Here is a 14,854-nt window from a genome sequence, read left to right on the forward strand (position 1 = left end):
TGCCGCGATCGCGGAAGATCTGGACGGCGGTTTCACTCAGCTTGTCGGAAACGAGTACCTTGGGAGCCATTTTTGGGCGTCCTTCATGCAAATAGGGGAGGGGGCGGGCCATGAGCGGCCCGCCGAAAAAAGGCTCAGAGAGCAGCGCGCTCGGCGTGATAGGCCCAGTCGATCCAGGGCATCAGCGCCTGGATATCGGATGTCTCGACAGTGCCGCCGCACCAGATGCGCAGGCCCGCAGGCGCGTCGCGGTAGGAGCCGATATCATAGGCCACGCCCTCGGCCTCGAGCCTCTTGGCGACCGCCTTGGCGAAGGCCGCGCCGTCCGCGATGCCGGGATCGGTGAACTTGAGGCAAACGGACGTGTTCGAGCGTGTCGCGCGGTCCTTGGCGAGGTTCGCGATCCAGTCGTTCTCGGCCACGAAATCGGCGATCACGCCCGCATTCGCATCGGCCCGGTCCATGAGGCCGGCGAGGCCGCCCACGGACTGCGCCCAGTCGAGTGCCAGCAGGTAATCCTCGACCGCGAGCATGGAGGGCGTGTTGATCGTCTCGCCCTTGAAGATCCCCTCGATCAGCTTGCCGCCCTTGGTGAGGCGGAAGATCTTGGGCAGGGGCCATGCGGGGCTGTAGCTCTCGAGCCGCTCAACGGCGCGGGGCGACAGCACGATCATGCCATGCGCGGCCTCGCCGCCAAGTACCTTCTGCCAGCTGAAGGTGGTGACGTCGAGCTTGTCCCACGGCAGATCCTGCGCGAAGGCGGCGGAGGTCGCGTCGCAAATGGTCAGACCGGCGCGGTCCGCCTTGATCCAGTCGCCGTTCGGCACGCGCACGCCCGAGGTGGTGCCGTTCCAAGTAAAGACGACGTCATTGTCGGTATCGACGGTGCTCAGATCCACGATCTTGCCATAGTCGGCGGTCTTGACCTCGGCATCGAGCTTGAGCTGTTTCACGGCGTCCGTGACCCAGCCCGCGCCGAAGCTCTCCCATGCCAGCATCTCGACGCGGCGCGCGCCCAGCATGGTCCACATGGCCATCTCCACCGCGCCGGTGTCGGAGGCGGGCACGATGCCGATGCGGTAGTCTTCGGGAATGTTCAGGACGGCGCGGGTGCCGTCGATCGCGGCCTGCAGCCGCTCCTTGCCCACGGCGGCGCGGTGGCTGCGTCCCAGCGGGGCGCCGGACAGTTTTTCGAGTGCGAATGCGGGGGGCTTGGCGCAGGGGCCGGAGGAGAAGCGCGGGTTCGCCGGTTTCAGATCGGGCCGCACGCGAGTGTTGCGCGCATCGCTGCGCGCGAGGTCTTCGGTCGTCATATGCTATCCTTCCAGATAAGCGCCCTTCGTTGGGGAAGGGTGTCCCGCCGACAGAGCTAGGCCGGCGCGCGCCCTTTCGCAAGCGAAAAAATGACGCTATAGCGGCGCTTCGTGAATTATTCGCGACGCATTCATCCTTCGGAGCGCCTGGACATGCCTATCGCCACCCTCATCGCGGCCCCGGGCGGGCTGGAGCCCAGTCTGGCCGAGAGCCTGCGCAACGCTTGGGGCGGCGGCGCCGTCCAGTGGCTCGCGCCGGATCAGGCGGCGGAATTCTCTTTGGAGGATGTGCCCGGCAACCTGTGGCAGGTCTGGGAGGATCTGCAAAAGCTGTGCGTCGATCTCGCCGTCCAGCCTGCGGAAGGCCGGCGCAAGCGTCTGCTCATCGCCGATATGGACAGCACCATGATCGGGCAGGAATGCATCGACGAGCTGGCCGAGGCGGCGGGCGTGGGCGCGCATGTGCGCGAGATCACCGCGCGCGCGATGAATGGCGAGCTCGATTTCGAGGGCGCGCTGCTGGAGCGCATGGCGCTGCTCAAGGGGCTGCCGGAGGCGATGATCGCCGAGGTTCTTTCCAGCCGCATCACCCATGCGCCGGGCGGCGCCGCGTTGGTCTCGACGATGCGCGCGCATGGCGCGCATACGGCCCTCGTCTCGGGCGGGTTCACCGCCTTCACCGGCCCCGTCGCCGAGGCGCTCGGCTTCGACGAGCATCGCGCGAACGCGCTCGGCATCGAGAACGGCGTGCTCACGGGCGACGTGGCGCGCCCCATCCTCGGCCGTCAGGCCAAGGTGGATGCGCTCGACGAGATCACCGCGCGGCTCGGCATCACCCCCGCGGAGGCCATCGCGGTCGGAGACGGGGCCAACGATCTGGGCATGCTCGGCCATGCGGGGGCGGGCGTCGCGCTGCACGCCAAGCCCAGCGTCGCCGCCCAATGCGATCTGCGGATCAACCACGGCGATCTGACCGCGTTGCTCTTCCTGCAAGGCTATGCGCTCGACGACTTCGCCTAGCGCAGGAGGCCCGGCGCCGGCCGGATCGCGCCGGTCTCCAGGCCGCGGCAATTGGTGATGACCTCGTTCATGAACATCCGCGCCGAGGGGTGGTCGGCCTCGAGCGCCCCGAGCCGCACCAGCAGCGCCGTGATCGCGCATTCCGCGCCGCGCGTTCCGCCATCCGCGATCTTGACCGCAATGCCCAGCTTGCGCTCGGGCAGGATGGCGATGAAGAACCCCTCGGCCCCGGTCTTGAGCGCCACCGGCTCGGTGCAGGCGCGCATCAGAAGCGTGCAGGCCCGACCCTCGCCGGCGACAAGCTCGGGATGCGCGATCATCGCGTCCCTGAGCCGCGCGGCCGCGCTCCGGCGGGTGTCGCCGCCGTCGCGCGCGGTCGCGAAATAAGACATCGCGCGCCCCATGCCGCGCAAGCTCGTCAAGAAGTTGGGGGCCGAGCAGCCGTCGATGCCGTATCCGGGGCTGCGCTCCTCGGTGACCTCCTCGAAGGCGGCGAGGCAGGCGCGCTGCACCGGATGGGCGGGCTCCACATATTCGGCGTGTCCGCCCAGATGCCGGTTGAGCGTGAGGAACCCCGCATGCTTGCCCGAGCAATTGTTGTGAAGCTGGCAGGGCTTTTCGCCGCTGCGGATCAGCTCATGCGCGGTCTGCTCGCCATAGGGCATGTGGCTGCCGCAGCGAAAATCGCTCTCGCCGAGGCCGAGGCCCGTCACCCATGTCTCGACCCGCTCGGTATGGACCCGGTCGCCCTGATGCGAGGCGCAGGCGAGGGCCAGATGCTCGGAGCCGAGACCCGCCGCCGCGGCCGCGCCGCTTTCGATCAGCGGCAGCGCTTGGATCATCTTGGCCGAAGAGCGCGGATAGACCACCGTATCGGGATCGCCCCAGGCCTCGATCACCTCGCCATCCGCCCCGCAGATCACCGCATGGCCCGTGTGCACGCTCTCGGCGATGGGGCCGCGCCAGATCTCGGTCAGGGGGGCGGGGGCGGTCTTGGGTCGGATCATCTGGGGTGGTCTCCTTGGGGGTCGAACGATGTGCGGGTTTCCGCCAATTCATTCTTTCGTTTCTGGCGCGTTTCGGGCTAAAGTTGCACTGTCGAGAAGATCAGCGCGATTGCCAAGCGGAAATCCCCGGCGACATCATGCCCAAGAGGGCTGGCTGGCGCGCGCGACGAAATTGAGGCTCAAGGACAGCTTGGAGGCTGCACAAGAATGGCATCTTACGCAATGCGCGGCGCGCTCGGCGCAGCGATACTGACCGCAACCACCCTTTTCTCCGGCCCCGCCCTAGCCCAGAGCGAAAGCACCAATCAGGTGGCCGCCAACACGGCCTGGAGCGTCTTCACCGAGGACTCGCCCAAGGAATGCTGGACCGTGTCGGCGCCGACCGAGACGGTCAACACGCGCGGCGGGCAGGTGGTCGCAGTGCGGCGCGGCGAGATCCTCCTGATGACGTTCTTCCGGCCCGATGCGGGCGTGCGCGGCCAGGTCGCCTTCACCGGCGGCTATCCCTTCGCCGACGGCTCGACCGTCGAGCTGGTGGTCGGCACAGATACGTTCGAGCTTTATACCGAGAAGGAATGGGCGTGGCCCGCCAGCGCGGACGAGGACGCCAAGATCATCGCGGCCCTCAAGCGAGGCGCCGATGCGGTGCTGACCGCCCGATCCTCGCGCGGCACGCAGACCAAGGACACCTTCTCGCTGATCGGCTACACGGCGGCGATGGAAGAGGCCGAGAAGCGCTGCCAGTAGGGCGGCGGGTCGCTATGGACAGAAGGCGCTCCGTGTTCGGGGCGCCTTTTCTATGTAGAGCAGGTCGCGGGCGAGCCTTTGCGTCTATTCGAAAATGCTGTCGAGATTTCCGATGATGCTGACCAGCAAGGCGATGCCGCCTATCAGGATCGCCAACCAGAAGACATAGTGCATCACGAATGCCGAAACCCCGATGCCCACGGCCATGTACGGAAGCCTGTAGGGCTCGTGCCGATACAGGCCAACGGCGCCGAGGATGGCCGCAAGGCCCGCAGCGCAAAGCGCGACTATAGAGATGAGGCGTGTGTTGTCGCGTGGGAGCGGAGCGGGTTCCGGAGCTTCCTCACCGGCAAGCGCACGTGATGCCGACAGTTTTATATCTGCCGCGATCTCTCCGATGATCGATCCACTCGTTTTCTCCTGCGGCTCGAAAAACGCGGAGAGCTGCATCAAGATGACGATGAGGCTGGCAACGCCGAGGATGAATCCGATCAAGCCGAAATGCGCAGGCCGTCTTTCAGTTGTCTGTTCCATGCCATGACTCCGTCGTTGGCTGTTGGCGTCGGGGTACATGAAAGATTGGACCGAATTGAGGCGCTGGGTTTCGATCGCAGCGGCCGGGACTGCGTTTCGTTGATATGTCAGAGTGAAACAGCGATCGCTCGATGGGCTGACAGCATCCCAGCCGCCGCTTGTCGCACTCGCCCCCCTTTGGCATTGCCGCGCGAATCCTATATGGGACCATATCCGCAGCGAGAAGGCCCGAGCCATGACCAGCACCGCACCGATCACGCAAGATCTCGTGACCATTCCGCGCAAGGCGCCGGAGGGCAAGCCGAACCTGATCGGCCTCACGCGGGACGCGCTGCGCCAGGCGCTGATCGACCACGGCACGCCGGAAAAGCAGGCCCGGATGCGGGCGGGGCAGATCTGGCAGTGGATCTACCAGTGGGGCGTGCGGGATTTCTCGCGAATGACCAACCTCGCCAAGGCCTATCGGCTCGAGTTGGAAGAGAACTTCCGCCTCGATACGCCCGAGGTGGTCAGCCGCCAGGTGAGCAGCGATGGCACGCGCAAATACCTCGTGCGCATCGCGGGCGGGCATGAGGTCGAGGTCGTCTATATCCCCGAAGAGGGGCGCGGCACGCTCTGCATTTCCTCTCAGGTCGGCTGCACGCTGACCTGTTCCTTCTGCCATACCGGCACGCAGAAACTGGTGCGCAACCTGACGGCGGGCGAGATCGTCGGCCAGATCATGGTCGCGCGCGACGATCTGGGCGAATGGCCCACCCAAGGCGCGCCCAAGGACGAGACGCGCCTTCTGAGCAATATCGTGCTGATGGGCATGGGCGAGCCGCTCTACAATTTCGAGAATGTGCGCGACGCGATGAAGATCGCGATGGACCCCGAGGGTATCCAGCTCAGCCGCCGCCGCATCACGCTTTCGACGTCGGGCATCGTGCCGGAAATCCATCGCACCGCCGCCGAGATCGGCTGCATGCTCGCCGTCAGCTTCCACGCGACGACCGACGAGGTGCGCGACCGCCTCGTGCCGATCAACAAGAAGTGGAACATCGCGGCGCTTCTCGATGCGCTCAAGGCCTATCCGAAGGCCAGCAACTCCGAGCGGATCACCTTCGAATACGTGATGCTGGACGGGGTCAACGACAGCGACGAGGATGCGCGCCGCCTCGTCAAGCTGATCGAGGGTATCCCGGCCAAGATCAACCTCATCCCCTTCAACGAATGGCCCGGCGCGCCCTACAAGCGCTCGAGCAACAACCGCATCCGCGCCTTCGCCGACATCATCTACAAGGCGGGGTATGCCAGCCCAATCCGCACGCCGCGCGGCGAGGACATCATGGCGGCCTGCGGCCAGCTCAAATCCGCGACCGAGCGCGCGCGCAAGTCCCGCGCGCAAATCGAGGCCGAAGCGCGGCAGGGCTGAGCGGCGCGCCGAATACCCCGCTTTCGCTGAATTTGCGTCCCCTTGCCGCCACTTTTTGCGGCCATGCTGAGAAGATCGGCTGAGGAGGCGCGAATGGTCTATGTCCACAAGGATCCATTGATCGAGGCGGATGTGCTCGCGATCGTTCTGGGCGAGGCGCGCCGCGCCCCGGACGCACGCGCCTGGGCCGAGGCCCTTCGCCAGCGCGGCTACGCGCTAAGAGGCAGCGGCGCGGGCGCCATCGTCACCACCATGCCGCACGGCGTCGAGATCTGCCGTCTGCCCTGCGCGCCCAGCTTCGGCCCCGCCGCCTGAGCATCTGCCCGCCGAGGGCGTTTCCATCTTCAACCGTAGTCCAAGCCGCCCCGCGCTCCCGCCGGGCGGCTTTCGCGCGTTTCTGGCGCGAAAAGACCCTGTCTCGGCCCCAATCCGTGCCGATTGTCGCCGCAATGGCCGACTATCCAAAGATCATCGAATTATTGTCAAAAGGCATGAAACAATGAGCAAAGACATTTCCGATATCCTTCTCATCGCCGCGCGCGAGCGCCGCATGGCTGTCTCGGACCGCGAGTGGCAGCACCGGCTGCGCGGCTATGGCTACGGCGTGCGCGATACGGACGAGGGGCGCGTACTGACCTCGCTGGTCAAGAACACGCCGCTCTGCGCGCTTCCGGCCGATCTCGCGGCCTGAGCCGCGAGGCTCAGTCCTCGATGCGGGCGGCGTCCCATTCGTCGATGATGCGTACCGCGTCGGCGGCGGTCTCGACGAACTGGAAGAGGTCCAGATCCTCGTCGCTGATCGTGCCGGCATCGGCGAGCGCTTCCCAGTTAATGATGCGCCGCCAGAATGCTTCGCCGAAGAGCAGGAAGGGCATGCGCTTCATCCGGTCGGTCTGAATCAGCGTCAGCGCCTCGAACATTTCGTCGAGCGTGCCGAACCCGCCGGGAAAGACGCAGACCGCCCGCGCGCGCATCAGAAAGTGCATCTTGCGGATCGCGAAATAGTGGAAGTTGAAGCACATGCCGGGCGTGACGTATTCGTTCGGCGCCTGCTCGTGCGGCAGAACGATGTTGAGGCCGATCGAGGCCCCGCCGGCATCCGCCGCACCGCGGTTGCCCGCCTCCATGACGCCCGGCCCGCCGCCCGTCGCGATCACGTAGTCGCGCCCGTAGGCGGCCAGCGACTTTTCGGTCATCAGCCGGGCGAATTCGCGCGCCTCGTCATAGTATTTCGACAGCTCCGCCAGTGTCTCGGTCCGCGCGCCGGCCTTCTCCTTCGGCTCGGGAATGCGCGCCCCGCCGAAGAGCACGACCGTGCTGCGGATGCCGCGCTCGTTCAGGATCATCTCGGGCTTCAGAAGCTCGAGTTGCAGACGCACCGGGCGCAGCTCGTCGCGCAGCATGAAATCGGTGTCGTTGAAGGCCAGCCGGTAAGCGGGCGCGCGGGTCTGCGGCGTGTCCGGCACCGCCTCGGCGGTGCTGCGGTCCGTGCCCGCGTCGCGAAACTGGCTGGTGCGGTCTTCACTCATCTGGCTGTCCTTCGAGCTGAAATCCAAAGCTGTTCCAGCACTACCCGCTCGCACCATGCTTGACCAGCGCCCGGCGCGCGGCGGCGCGGCGGCGGCAGGCGATCCGGATGGATTGCGCGGCAGGGCGCCACCGCCTATACGGGAGCCCTAACGAATGCGCGAGGAGTGCCGCCATGTCCAATGCCCAGCTTGAGACCGCCATCGAAGCCGCATGGGAGGCGCGCGACACGATCAGCCCCGCCACCGGCGGCGAGACGCGCGAGGCGATCGAAGCGACGCTGAACGCGCTCGACAGCGGCAAGCTGCGCGTGGCCGAGCGGGGCGAGGACGGCACCTGGCATGTCAACCAATGGGCAAAGAAGGCCGTGCTTCTGGGCTTCCGCATCAAGGACATGGAACCTCAATCGGGCGGCCCGCAGGGCGGCGGCTGGTGGGACAAGGTCGACAGCAAGTTCCTCGGCTGGGGCGAGACCGAGTGGAAGGCCGCGGGCTTCCGCGCGGTTCCGAACTGCATCGTGCGCCGCTCGGCCTATATCGCGCCGGGTGTGGTGCTGATGCCGTCCTTCGTCAATCTGGGCGCCCATGTGGATAGCGGCACGATGGTGGACACATGGGCCACGGTCGGAAGCTGTGCGCAGATCGGGAAGAACGTGCACCTGTCGGGCGGCGTCGGCATCGGCGGCGTGCTGGAGCCCATGCAGGCCGGTCCCACGATCATCGAGGACAATTGCTTCATCGGGGCGCGCTCCGAGGTGGTCGAGGGCTGCATCGTCCGCGAGGGCAGCGTCCTCGGGATGGGCGTCTATATCGGCCAGTCCACCAAGATCGTGGACCGCGAAACGGGCGAGGTCATGTATGGCGAGGTGCCCTCCGGCTCGGTCGTCGTGTCGGGCTCGATGCCGTCGAAGAACGGCGTGAACCTGTATTGCGCGGTCATCGTCAAGCGCGTGGACGCGCAGACCCGCTCCAAGACGTCGATCAACGAGCTTCTGCGCACCTGACAGGCTTTTCGCGCGCGCCGGGAACCTGCGGGGCACCGGCGCGCGTTGGGCTCTCATGATCGCCGCCCTGCCGCTGCCTTACCTGCTGATCGCGACGTGCCTTGCAGGGGCCGCGGTGGTGATCGCATCGATCCGCGCGACGCGCCTTGCCGACATCATCGCGGACCGCACCCGGATGGGCGAGGCGCTGATCGGCGGTCTCATCCTCGGGGGCGCCACCTCCATCGCCGGGGTGATCGTGTCGGTCGATGCCGCAGCCTCGGGCGATGCGAGCTATGCCTTCTCGAACGCCGTGGGCGGGATCGCGGCGCAGACGCTCTTCCTCGCGCTCGCCGATCTTCTGCACAAGCGCGCCAATCTCGAGCATGCAGCGGCCGAGCCCGCCAATCTCTTTCAGGCGGTGATGCTGGTCATCCTTCTCAGCATCCCCTTCGCGGCGATGGCCGGGCCGGATATGGCCTATTTCGGCGTGCACCCCGCCTCGATCCTTCTCTTTCTCGCCTATCTTTACGGCGTGCGCCTGTCTTCGGAAGTGCGCGAGCGGCCGATGTGGGAGGCCGTCGATACCGACGAGACCCGCGCCGACGAGCCGGAGGACCCCGCCGAGGCCCGCCGCTCGGCGCGCAAGCCCGCGCTCGCCTTCATCGGCCTCGTGCTGGTGATGGGCGCAGGCGGCTGGGTGATCGGGCAATCGGGGCAGGCGCTGATCGAGGAATACGGCCTCGCCTCGAGCCTCGTGGGCGCGCTCGGCACGGCGGTCATCACGTCGCTGCCCGAATTGGTCACGACCCTCGTCGCGGTCCGGCGCGGGGCGCTGCAACTGGCCGTGGGCGGTATCATCGGCGGCAACACTTTCGACACGCTCTTCCTCGTCGGGGCCGATATCGCCTATCGCGACGGCTCGATCTATCACGCGGTCGAGCCGAACGATCTTTATTGGCTTGCGACCGGCCTGATGATGACCGGCATTCTTCTCGCGGGCCTCATTGTGCGCCAGCGGCAGGGACCGGGACGGATCGGAATGGAGAGCGTGCTGATGATGGCGGTCTACGCGCTCGCGCTCGGCGTCGAGGTGCTGGGCTGAGCGCCTCCGCGATTGACCGCGCGGCGCCGCGTCTCTAAGGCGGGCGCATGAGCGAGACAGACAAATCCCAAGGCGGCAAGAAACCGGCCAAGCCCAAGCGGCAGGAGGTCTTTACCCTTCTGGTCGAGATCGGGCGCAAGAAAGGCGATGGCCTGCCCAAGGGCGCCACGGGCGCCGCGCTTCTGATCTATGCAAGCGGCGTGGACGAGGCCGAGGCCGTGCGCGAGACCGTGGCGATCCTCAAGCAGGCGGATACCGCCCCGCTCGATGTGACGGGCTACGGCACGCTTGCCGAGCGCGAGGCGCAGGGCCATGAGATCGGCGACGAGGACCGCGCCCTGATGCGGCGCGCGCTCGATGAGAACGCGGTGATCGTCGCGCAGATGACGCCCTTCTTCGATGAGGCGGGCCGCAGCGAGGCGCTCGATCTCGATCCCGAGGAGGACGAGGGCTAGGCCGCGCGCTGCATCGCGAGCGTGCGCGCCTCGAAGGGTTTCAGAACCGGCCAGATGGGGCGCGCATGTTCGGGCAGGCGCGAGGCGTCGAGCCCGGCGAGGGGCGAGGCCTCGAGCGCCGCGCGGTTGCGGCGCAGGCGTCCGATATAGAGGCTCTCGACCGGGCAGCCGGCGGCGACGATGGCCTGATGCTCGGGCAGCAGCATATGATGATAGGTCACGAGGTCCGGACCCTTGGCGTGGTAGGCCGAGGAGCCGTTGACGAGGTGGCGCGCCGGGACCAGCACCGCCTCGGTGCCGAACATGTACTCGACCTGGCTTCCGCCGATGACGAGGCGCTGATGCGGGCCGATCACGATGTCGCGCTGAAGCCCGAAGAAGGGCGCGCGCAATCGCACGGGCCTGAGCGAGCCACGGGCGGGCACCGTCTGCGAGATCATCCGCAGGATCGGCACGACCTCGCCCTCGGCGGTCAGCACCGTGTCCCCGCGCCGCAGCCTCGCCACCGGCACCGGGCCGCGCGGCGTCGCGATGGGCGTGGCCGCCGTCAGTCCGGGCATGGCGCCGATGGGTTCGACCGCGTCCGAGACGGCGATGAAACTCACATCCGGGTCCATGACGCGATGCGCGGGAAAGCGGGTGAGCATGCGCAGATCCTCGAGCGCGACGGCGTGGCCGGGCGCCACCGGCGCGCGGCGGATCCGCCCGCTCGACAGATGCTTGAGCGTGAGCGATCCCTCGGCCCCGGCGCGCCACGAATAGCGCACGCGGACCTGTTCGCTGCGCCCGTCCAGATCATGGTTGAGCGCGGCGTGGCGCACATCGCCCGCCTGCGCGTCGATCAGAACGATACCCCCCGTCGGCACGACCTTGAGCGCCAGCATGCCGTCCCCGCTCGCCGCGCGCTGAAAGCTGAGAAGGGTCTGGGGCCGCGCGTCGGGCGACAGGTAGGTGTCGATCAGGATCGTTCCGGCCTCGGCATGGCCTGTCAGCGGCGTCGCGGGATCGGCGCCGCGCGCGGCGCTTCGCCGCCCCAGCCCCTCGGCATCGAAGCGTCCCTCGCTGTGATTGGCGATCCCGATCCAGCCCATCAGGCGGCCTTCGCGGTGGCGAGCAGAAGCTGCGCCTCATAGGATTTCAGCGTCCGGCGCGCGGCGGGGCTGTAGCCCTTGCCCGTCTCGCGGCAGATATGCGGGAAGATCGCGCAGATCTCGTCGACGATCTCGGCCTCGAAGCTGCGGGCGGTCTGCGGGCCGGGCAGGAAGCTTTCGGTCTCGAGCCCCTCGGAATAGACCACCTGGTGACGGTCGAAGAGGATATGGACGTATTCCACCTCCCCGCCCGGCACGCGCCGCACGGAGCGCCCGTTGACCAGATCGCGCGCGGCGACCAGCACCTCGCGCTCGCCGAAAAGAAGTTCGGCCAGACCGTCGCGGATCAGAACGCGGTGCAGCGGCGACAGCGCCAGCGCGCCGTGCGTGCCGAAGGTGTTCGCGTCGATATGGATGGGGGCGAAATCGCCCGCCGCCGCGATGCGCCGCGTGCCGATCCAGCGCAGCGGCTGCGCGCCCTCGTCGCGTGTCACCACCAGATCGCCGGGCGAGAGGCTTTCGACGGGCCGCTGGCCGCCCGGCGTCCGGATCATGGTCCCCGCCACGAAGCAGGGCACGCTGTCCACCAGAACGAAGCCCGTATCGCTCACGCCGCCGCCGTTCTCGGCGGTGTAGGTGAACGAGAATTCCTCCTCGTCGCCGTCGCCCGCAAGGCCGAGCGTTCCATCGGCGTTGAGCTGCACCGTCTGGCCGCTGCGCAGGGTCACGCTGTCGCCGACGCTGACCGACTGCCCGTTGATATGCGTGATCGTCAGGCTGCCCGCGCCGTTATTGGTGTCGTTGGCGAGCACATCGACCGATCTCGAGCCATCCGGGTCGAGCTTGATGACATCGTCATTGGCCAGCACCGTGCTCTGGATGCTGCCCCCGGCGATGATGAGCGTGCTGTCGTAGCGATCGTCCGTCACGTCCGCGATGCCGATACGGATCGAGTTCAGCTGCCCGGAATTCACCGGGATCTTGAGCGTGAGCGCGACGGTGAAGCCGTCCATTTCGGTGTTGTACTGATCGCCGGTGTTGTCGACGAAGAGGTTGCCGTTCGAGCCGGCGTTGAGGTTGTTGGGATCGACGTCGCCGTCGCCGACGCTGAGATTGACCTGCTGCCCGTTGATCCAGACGCCGACGAAATCCTGAAAGGCGCCGATGGCGTATTCGGGATACTCGTCCGACGCGAAAACGAACTGCATCGAGAGCATGTCGCCCGATGGCGTGAAATCCACGTCGATGAAGGACGCATCATACGTGGGCGCGCCCGCCGTGGCATCGAAATCGGAGATCTGATCGGCGTAGCTGTCCGGCCCGCTCGAGGCGGTCGTCTGGCTGTTGCTGGTGTTCGATCCGCCCTGCCACCAGCGCGCGCTGCCCGTGAAGCCGCGCAGATCGCCCGTCGAGAACATGACGCCGGTATCGCCGGGCATGACGCCGGGCGAGATCGCATCGCCGTTGGTGTAGATGCCGGAACTGTCGTTGTCGCCCGTGTAGGAGGCGCGTTCGATCACGACACCGGGGCCGAACATCTCCTGCGCCATCTGCTCGGGCGTCGCATTCCTGTTGATCGGTATCTCGGTGCCTTCGACCATCCGTCTTTCCCTTGCCTTCGCCTCGGACAGGTGCAAACGGCCGCGATCCGCGGGATCCCCTCGGGGAGCCGCGATCGGGCGCGGCGCAAGGGCGCCTCGCCATATGTCGGGGGCCTGCTCGTGCCCCCTTGCCTGTTGCCCTGCCTCGGGTCTGTCTTTTTATGGCCTCAGTTTTACCTATCTTTCGCGCCTGCGCTAACTTTTTTCCCGCGCCTTGCGCAAAATTTGCAAAGGCGTTGCAATAGGGTTAGCCCTTGGCTCCGACCGATATCCCCCGCATTCCGCCGAGGCCCCATGATGCATTCGCCCATCGACCCCGCCGCGCTGACTGCCGCGCTGATCCGTTGCCCTTCCGTCACCCCCGAGGAAGGCGGCGCGCTCGGCATTCTCGAGGACGTGCTGAAGGATGCGGGGTTCACCTGCCGGCGCGTGGATCGGAACGGGATCTGCAATCTCTTCGCGCGCTGGGGCGAGAAGGGCGCGGCGCGCAGTTTCGGCTTCAACGGGCACACGGATGTGGTGCCGCTGGGCGACGAGGCGGCGTGGAGCGTCGCGCCGTTCGGGGCCGAGATCCGGGACGGCATGATGTGGGGACGGGGCGCCACGGACATGAAATCGGGCGTCGCCGCCTTCGCCGCCGCCGCCGTCGATTTCGTGCAGCAGACGCCGCCCGACGGGGCCGTGATCCTCGCCATCACCGGCGACGAGGAGGGCGATGCGCTCGACGGCACGACCGCGCTTCTCGACTGGATGACCGCGACGGGCGAGGCGATGAGCGTCTGCCTCGTGGGCGAGCCGACCTGCCCCGAGGAGATGGGCGACATGATCAAGATCGGGCGGCGCGGCTCGCTGACCGCGTGGCTCACCGTCACCGGCAAGCAGGGCCATTCCGCCTATCCGCACCGCGCGGTCAACCCGCTCCCGGCGATGGCGCGGCTGGTGGACCGGATCAGCGCGCACCGGCTCGACGAGGGGACCGAGCATTTCGATCCGTCGACGCTGGCGGTTGTGACCATCGACACCGGCAATGCCGCGACAAACGTGATCCCTGCCGCCGTGCGCGCGACGGTCAATATCCGATACAACGATCTGCACAGCGGCGGCAGCCTGACCGATTGGCTGAAAGGCCAACTCGATGCGATCTGCGAGGAGATGGGCGTGACGGGCGCGCTTACCGTCAAGAATTCCGGCGAAGCGTTCCTGACGCCGCCGGGCGATTTCTCGGACCTCATCCAGCGCGCGGTCGAGGCCGAGACGGGGCGAACGCCCGTCCTTTCCACCTCGGGCGGCACATCGGATGCGCGCTTCATCAAGGATCATTGCCCGGTCGTGGAATGCGGCCTCGTCGGCAAGACGATGCATCAGGTGGACGAGAATGTGAGCGTCGAGCAGATCCATCAGCTCAAGGCGATCTATGGCCGCATCCTGCGCGACTATTTCGCCGGATGATACGCCCCACGCTGGTCATCATGCTGAAAGAGCCGCGGCCGGGCCGGGTGAAGACGCGTCTTGGCCGCGAGATCGGCATGACCGTCGCCGCGTGGTGGTTCCGCCACCAGACTGCCCGCCTGATCCGGCGGCTCGAGGATCCGCGCTGGCGCCTCGTTCTGGCGGTGGCGCCCGACCGCGCGGGGATGGAGAGCCGCGTCTGGCCTGCGCATCTGCCGCGCGTCGCGCAGGGGCGGGGCGATCTTGGGTTGCGCATGGCGCGCCTCCTGCGCGGGCTGGGGCAAGGGCCGATCTGCATCGTCGGCGGCGATATTCCCGGCATGACGCGCGCGCATGTCGCGCGGGCCTTCGCGGCGCTCGGGCCGCATGACGCGGTATTCGGGCCCGCGCCCGATGGTGGCTATTGGCTGATCGGGCTGAAGCGGAGCGGGGGCATACCGGCTGGATTGCTCGAAGGCGTGCGCTGGTCCAGCGAACATGCATTGAGCGACAGCATGGCGACGCTTCCCGGCGCGCGGATCGCTTATGTCGACACGCTGCGCGACGTGGATACCGCCGCTGATCTGGGCCTCGCGCGATAGCTGTTTCGGCGCGCCCGGCGCCGTGATA

The 14,854-nt window shown here is 67.1% G+C and carries 16 protein-coding genes; 10 read left to right on the forward strand and 6 right to left on the reverse strand.

Features of this window, described 5'->3' with window-relative positions; all coding sequences use genetic code 11:
• Positions 1-134: 134 nt before the first annotated feature.
• A complete protein-coding gene (locus ACGRVM_RS15780) occupies positions 135-1,313 on the reverse strand; it encodes a phosphoserine transaminase (protein ID WP_377172925.1) in 1,179 nt (392 codons plus the stop codon).
• Positions 1,314-1,466: 153 nt separating this feature from the next.
• Here ACGRVM_RS15780 and serB point away from each other — a divergent pair, with 153 nt between their 5' ends.
• Positions 1,467-2,333, forward strand: coding sequence for a phosphoserine phosphatase SerB (serB, locus tag ACGRVM_RS15785; protein WP_377172924.1), 867 nt, complete (start codon positions 1,467-1,469; stop codon positions 2,331-2,333).
• Here serB and ACGRVM_RS15790 read toward each other — a convergent pair.
• Entirely contained in the window at positions 2,330-3,340 is a 1,011-nt protein-coding gene (locus tag ACGRVM_RS15790) for an asparaginase (protein WP_377172923.1), read from the reverse strand. The genes serB and ACGRVM_RS15790 overlap by 4 nt on opposite strands.
• 207 nt (positions 3,341-3,547) lie before the next feature.
• Here ACGRVM_RS15790 and ACGRVM_RS15795 point away from each other — a divergent pair, with 207 nt between their 5' ends.
• Positions 3,548-4,087 carry an invasion associated locus B family protein gene (locus ACGRVM_RS15795; RefSeq protein WP_377172922.1) on the forward strand — a complete coding sequence of 180 codons (540 nt, stop codon included), beginning with the start codon at positions 3,548-3,550 and terminating at the stop codon, positions 4,085-4,087.
• 84 nt (positions 4,088-4,171) lie between these two features.
• Here the strand turns inward: ACGRVM_RS15795 and ACGRVM_RS15800 are convergent, their stop codons facing one another.
• On the reverse strand, positions 4,172-4,621 hold the full coding sequence (locus tag ACGRVM_RS15800) for a hypothetical protein (RefSeq protein WP_377172921.1): 450 nt from the start codon (positions 4,619-4,621) through the stop codon (positions 4,172-4,174).
• Between the two features lie 235 nt (positions 4,622-4,856).
• Between ACGRVM_RS15800 and rlmN the strand changes: the two genes are divergently transcribed.
• From rlmN to ACGRVM_RS15815, 3 genes are all read left to right on the forward strand, one after another.
• Positions 4,857-6,035 carry a 23S rRNA (adenine(2503)-C(2))-methyltransferase RlmN gene (gene rlmN / locus ACGRVM_RS15805; protein WP_377172919.1) on the forward strand — a complete coding sequence of 393 codons (1,179 nt, stop codon included), beginning with the start codon at positions 4,857-4,859 and terminating at the stop codon, positions 6,033-6,035.
• 93 nt (positions 6,036-6,128) lie between these two features.
• Positions 6,129-6,350 carry a hypothetical protein gene (locus ACGRVM_RS15810; protein ID WP_377172918.1) on the forward strand — a complete coding sequence of 74 codons (222 nt, stop codon included), beginning with the start codon at positions 6,129-6,131 and terminating at the stop codon, positions 6,348-6,350.
• A gap of 184 nt (positions 6,351-6,534) precedes the next feature.
• Entirely contained in the window at positions 6,535-6,726 is a 192-nt protein-coding gene (locus ACGRVM_RS15815) for a hypothetical protein (RefSeq protein WP_377172917.1), read from the forward strand.
• A 10-nt stretch (positions 6,727-6,736) separates the two neighbouring features.
• On the opposite strand, the gene ACGRVM_RS15820 is transcribed toward ACGRVM_RS15815, so the two are convergent.
• The gene (locus ACGRVM_RS15820; protein WP_377172916.1) at positions 6,737-7,564 is read right to left on the reverse strand and encodes an LOG family protein; all 828 of its coding nucleotides are present in this window, start codon (positions 7,562-7,564) and stop codon (positions 6,737-6,739) included.
• A 173-nt stretch (positions 7,565-7,737) separates the two neighbouring features.
• On the opposite strand from ACGRVM_RS15820, the gene dapD reads away from it, so the two are divergent.
• The 3 genes from dapD to ACGRVM_RS15835 are packed head-to-tail and all read left to right on the forward strand — an operon-like array spanning position 7,738 to position 10,104.
• Positions 7,738-8,565: a 2,3,4,5-tetrahydropyridine-2,6-dicarboxylate N-succinyltransferase gene (gene dapD / locus ACGRVM_RS15825; protein ID WP_377172915.1), complete on the forward strand. Its 828-nt coding sequence runs from the start codon at positions 7,738-7,740 to the stop codon at positions 8,563-8,565.
• Between the two features lie 55 nt (positions 8,566-8,620).
• Entirely contained in the window at positions 8,621-9,649 is a 1,029-nt protein-coding gene (locus ACGRVM_RS15830) for a sodium:calcium antiporter (protein ID WP_377172914.1), read from the forward strand.
• Positions 9,650-9,696: 47 nt separating this feature from the next.
• Positions 9,697-10,104 (forward strand): hypothetical protein, encoded by a 408-nt coding sequence (locus ACGRVM_RS15835; RefSeq protein WP_377172913.1) that lies wholly within the window; start codon positions 9,697-9,699, stop codon positions 10,102-10,104.
• Here the strand turns inward: ACGRVM_RS15835 and ACGRVM_RS15840 are convergent.
• Together ACGRVM_RS15840 and ACGRVM_RS15845 are read right to left on the reverse strand one after the other, a co-directional pair.
• Entirely contained in the window at positions 10,101-11,195 is a 1,095-nt protein-coding gene (locus ACGRVM_RS15840) for a Hint domain-containing protein (RefSeq protein ID WP_377172912.1), read from the reverse strand. The genes ACGRVM_RS15835 and ACGRVM_RS15840 overlap by 4 nt on opposite strands.
• Entirely contained in the window at positions 11,195-12,796 is a 1,602-nt protein-coding gene (locus ACGRVM_RS15845; RefSeq protein WP_377172911.1) for a Hint domain-containing protein, read from the reverse strand. Before ACGRVM_RS15845 ends, ACGRVM_RS15840 begins: the two co-directional genes overlap by 1 nt.
• Positions 12,797-13,090: 294 nt before the next feature.
• Between ACGRVM_RS15845 and dapE the strand changes: the two genes are divergently transcribed.
• The gene (dapE, locus tag ACGRVM_RS15850; RefSeq protein ID WP_377172910.1) at positions 13,091-14,245 is read left to right on the forward strand and encodes a succinyl-diaminopimelate desuccinylase; all 1,155 of its coding nucleotides are present in this window, start codon (positions 13,091-13,093) and stop codon (positions 14,243-14,245) included.
• Positions 14,245-14,826 (forward strand): TIGR04282 family arsenosugar biosynthesis glycosyltransferase, encoded by a 582-nt coding sequence (locus ACGRVM_RS15855; protein WP_377173078.1) that lies wholly within the window; start codon positions 14,245-14,247, stop codon positions 14,824-14,826. Before dapE ends, ACGRVM_RS15855 begins: the two co-directional genes overlap by 1 nt.
• Positions 14,827-14,854 lie beyond the last annotated feature (28 nt).

The sequence above is a fragment of the Roseovarius aquimarinus genome, assembly GCF_043661195.1.
GTDB classification, from domain to species: domain Bacteria; phylum Pseudomonadota; class Alphaproteobacteria; order Rhodobacterales; family Rhodobacteraceae; genus Roseovarius; species Roseovarius aquimarinus.

Bases quoted from the DNA above. Each gene is read 5' to 3' on its own strand.
- ACGRVM_RS15820 (WP_377172916.1), bottom strand. From the start codon at position 7,564: ATGAGTGAAGACCGCACCAGCCAGTTTCGCGACGCGGGCACGGACCGC.
- rlmN (WP_377172919.1), top strand. From the start codon at position 4,857: ATGACCAGCACCGCACCGATCACGCAAGATCTCGTGACCATTCCGCGC.
- ACGRVM_RS15815 (WP_377172917.1), top strand. From the start codon at position 6,535: ATGAGCAAAGACATTTCCGATATCCTTCTCATCGCCGCGCGCGAGCGC.
- serB (WP_377172924.1), top strand. From the start codon at position 1,467: ATGCCTATCGCCACCCTCATCGCGGCCCCGGGCGGGCTGGAGCCCAGT.
- ACGRVM_RS15835 (WP_377172913.1), top strand. From the start codon at position 9,697: ATGAGCGAGACAGACAAATCCCAAGGCGGCAAGAAACCGGCCAAGCCC.
- ACGRVM_RS15795 (WP_377172922.1), top strand. From the start codon at position 3,548: ATGGCATCTTACGCAATGCGCGGCGCGCTCGGCGCAGCGATACTGACC.
- ACGRVM_RS15845 (WP_377172911.1), bottom strand. From the start codon at position 12,796: ATGGTCGAAGGCACCGAGATACCGATCAACAGGAATGCGACGCCCGAG.
- ACGRVM_RS15780 (WP_377172925.1), bottom strand. From the start codon at position 1,313: ATGACGACCGAAGACCTCGCGCGCAGCGATGCGCGCAACACTCGCGTG.
- ACGRVM_RS15790 (WP_377172923.1), bottom strand. From the start codon at position 3,340: ATGATCCGACCCAAGACCGCCCCCGCCCCCCTGACCGAGATCTGGCGC.
- ACGRVM_RS15830 (WP_377172914.1), top strand. From the start codon at position 8,621: ATGATCGCCGCCCTGCCGCTGCCTTACCTGCTGATCGCGACGTGCCTT.
- ACGRVM_RS15800 (WP_377172921.1), bottom strand. From the start codon at position 4,621: ATGGAACAGACAACTGAAAGACGGCCTGCGCATTTCGGCTTGATCGGA.
- dapD (WP_377172915.1), top strand. From the start codon at position 7,738: ATGTCCAATGCCCAGCTTGAGACCGCCATCGAAGCCGCATGGGAGGCG.
- ACGRVM_RS15840 (WP_377172912.1), bottom strand. From the start codon at position 11,195: ATGGGCTGGATCGGGATCGCCAATCACAGCGAGGGACGCTTCGATGCC.
- ACGRVM_RS15810 (WP_377172918.1), top strand. From the start codon at position 6,129: ATGGTCTATGTCCACAAGGATCCATTGATCGAGGCGGATGTGCTCGCG.
- dapE (WP_377172910.1), top strand. From the start codon at position 13,091: ATGATGCATTCGCCCATCGACCCCGCCGCGCTGACTGCCGCGCTGATC.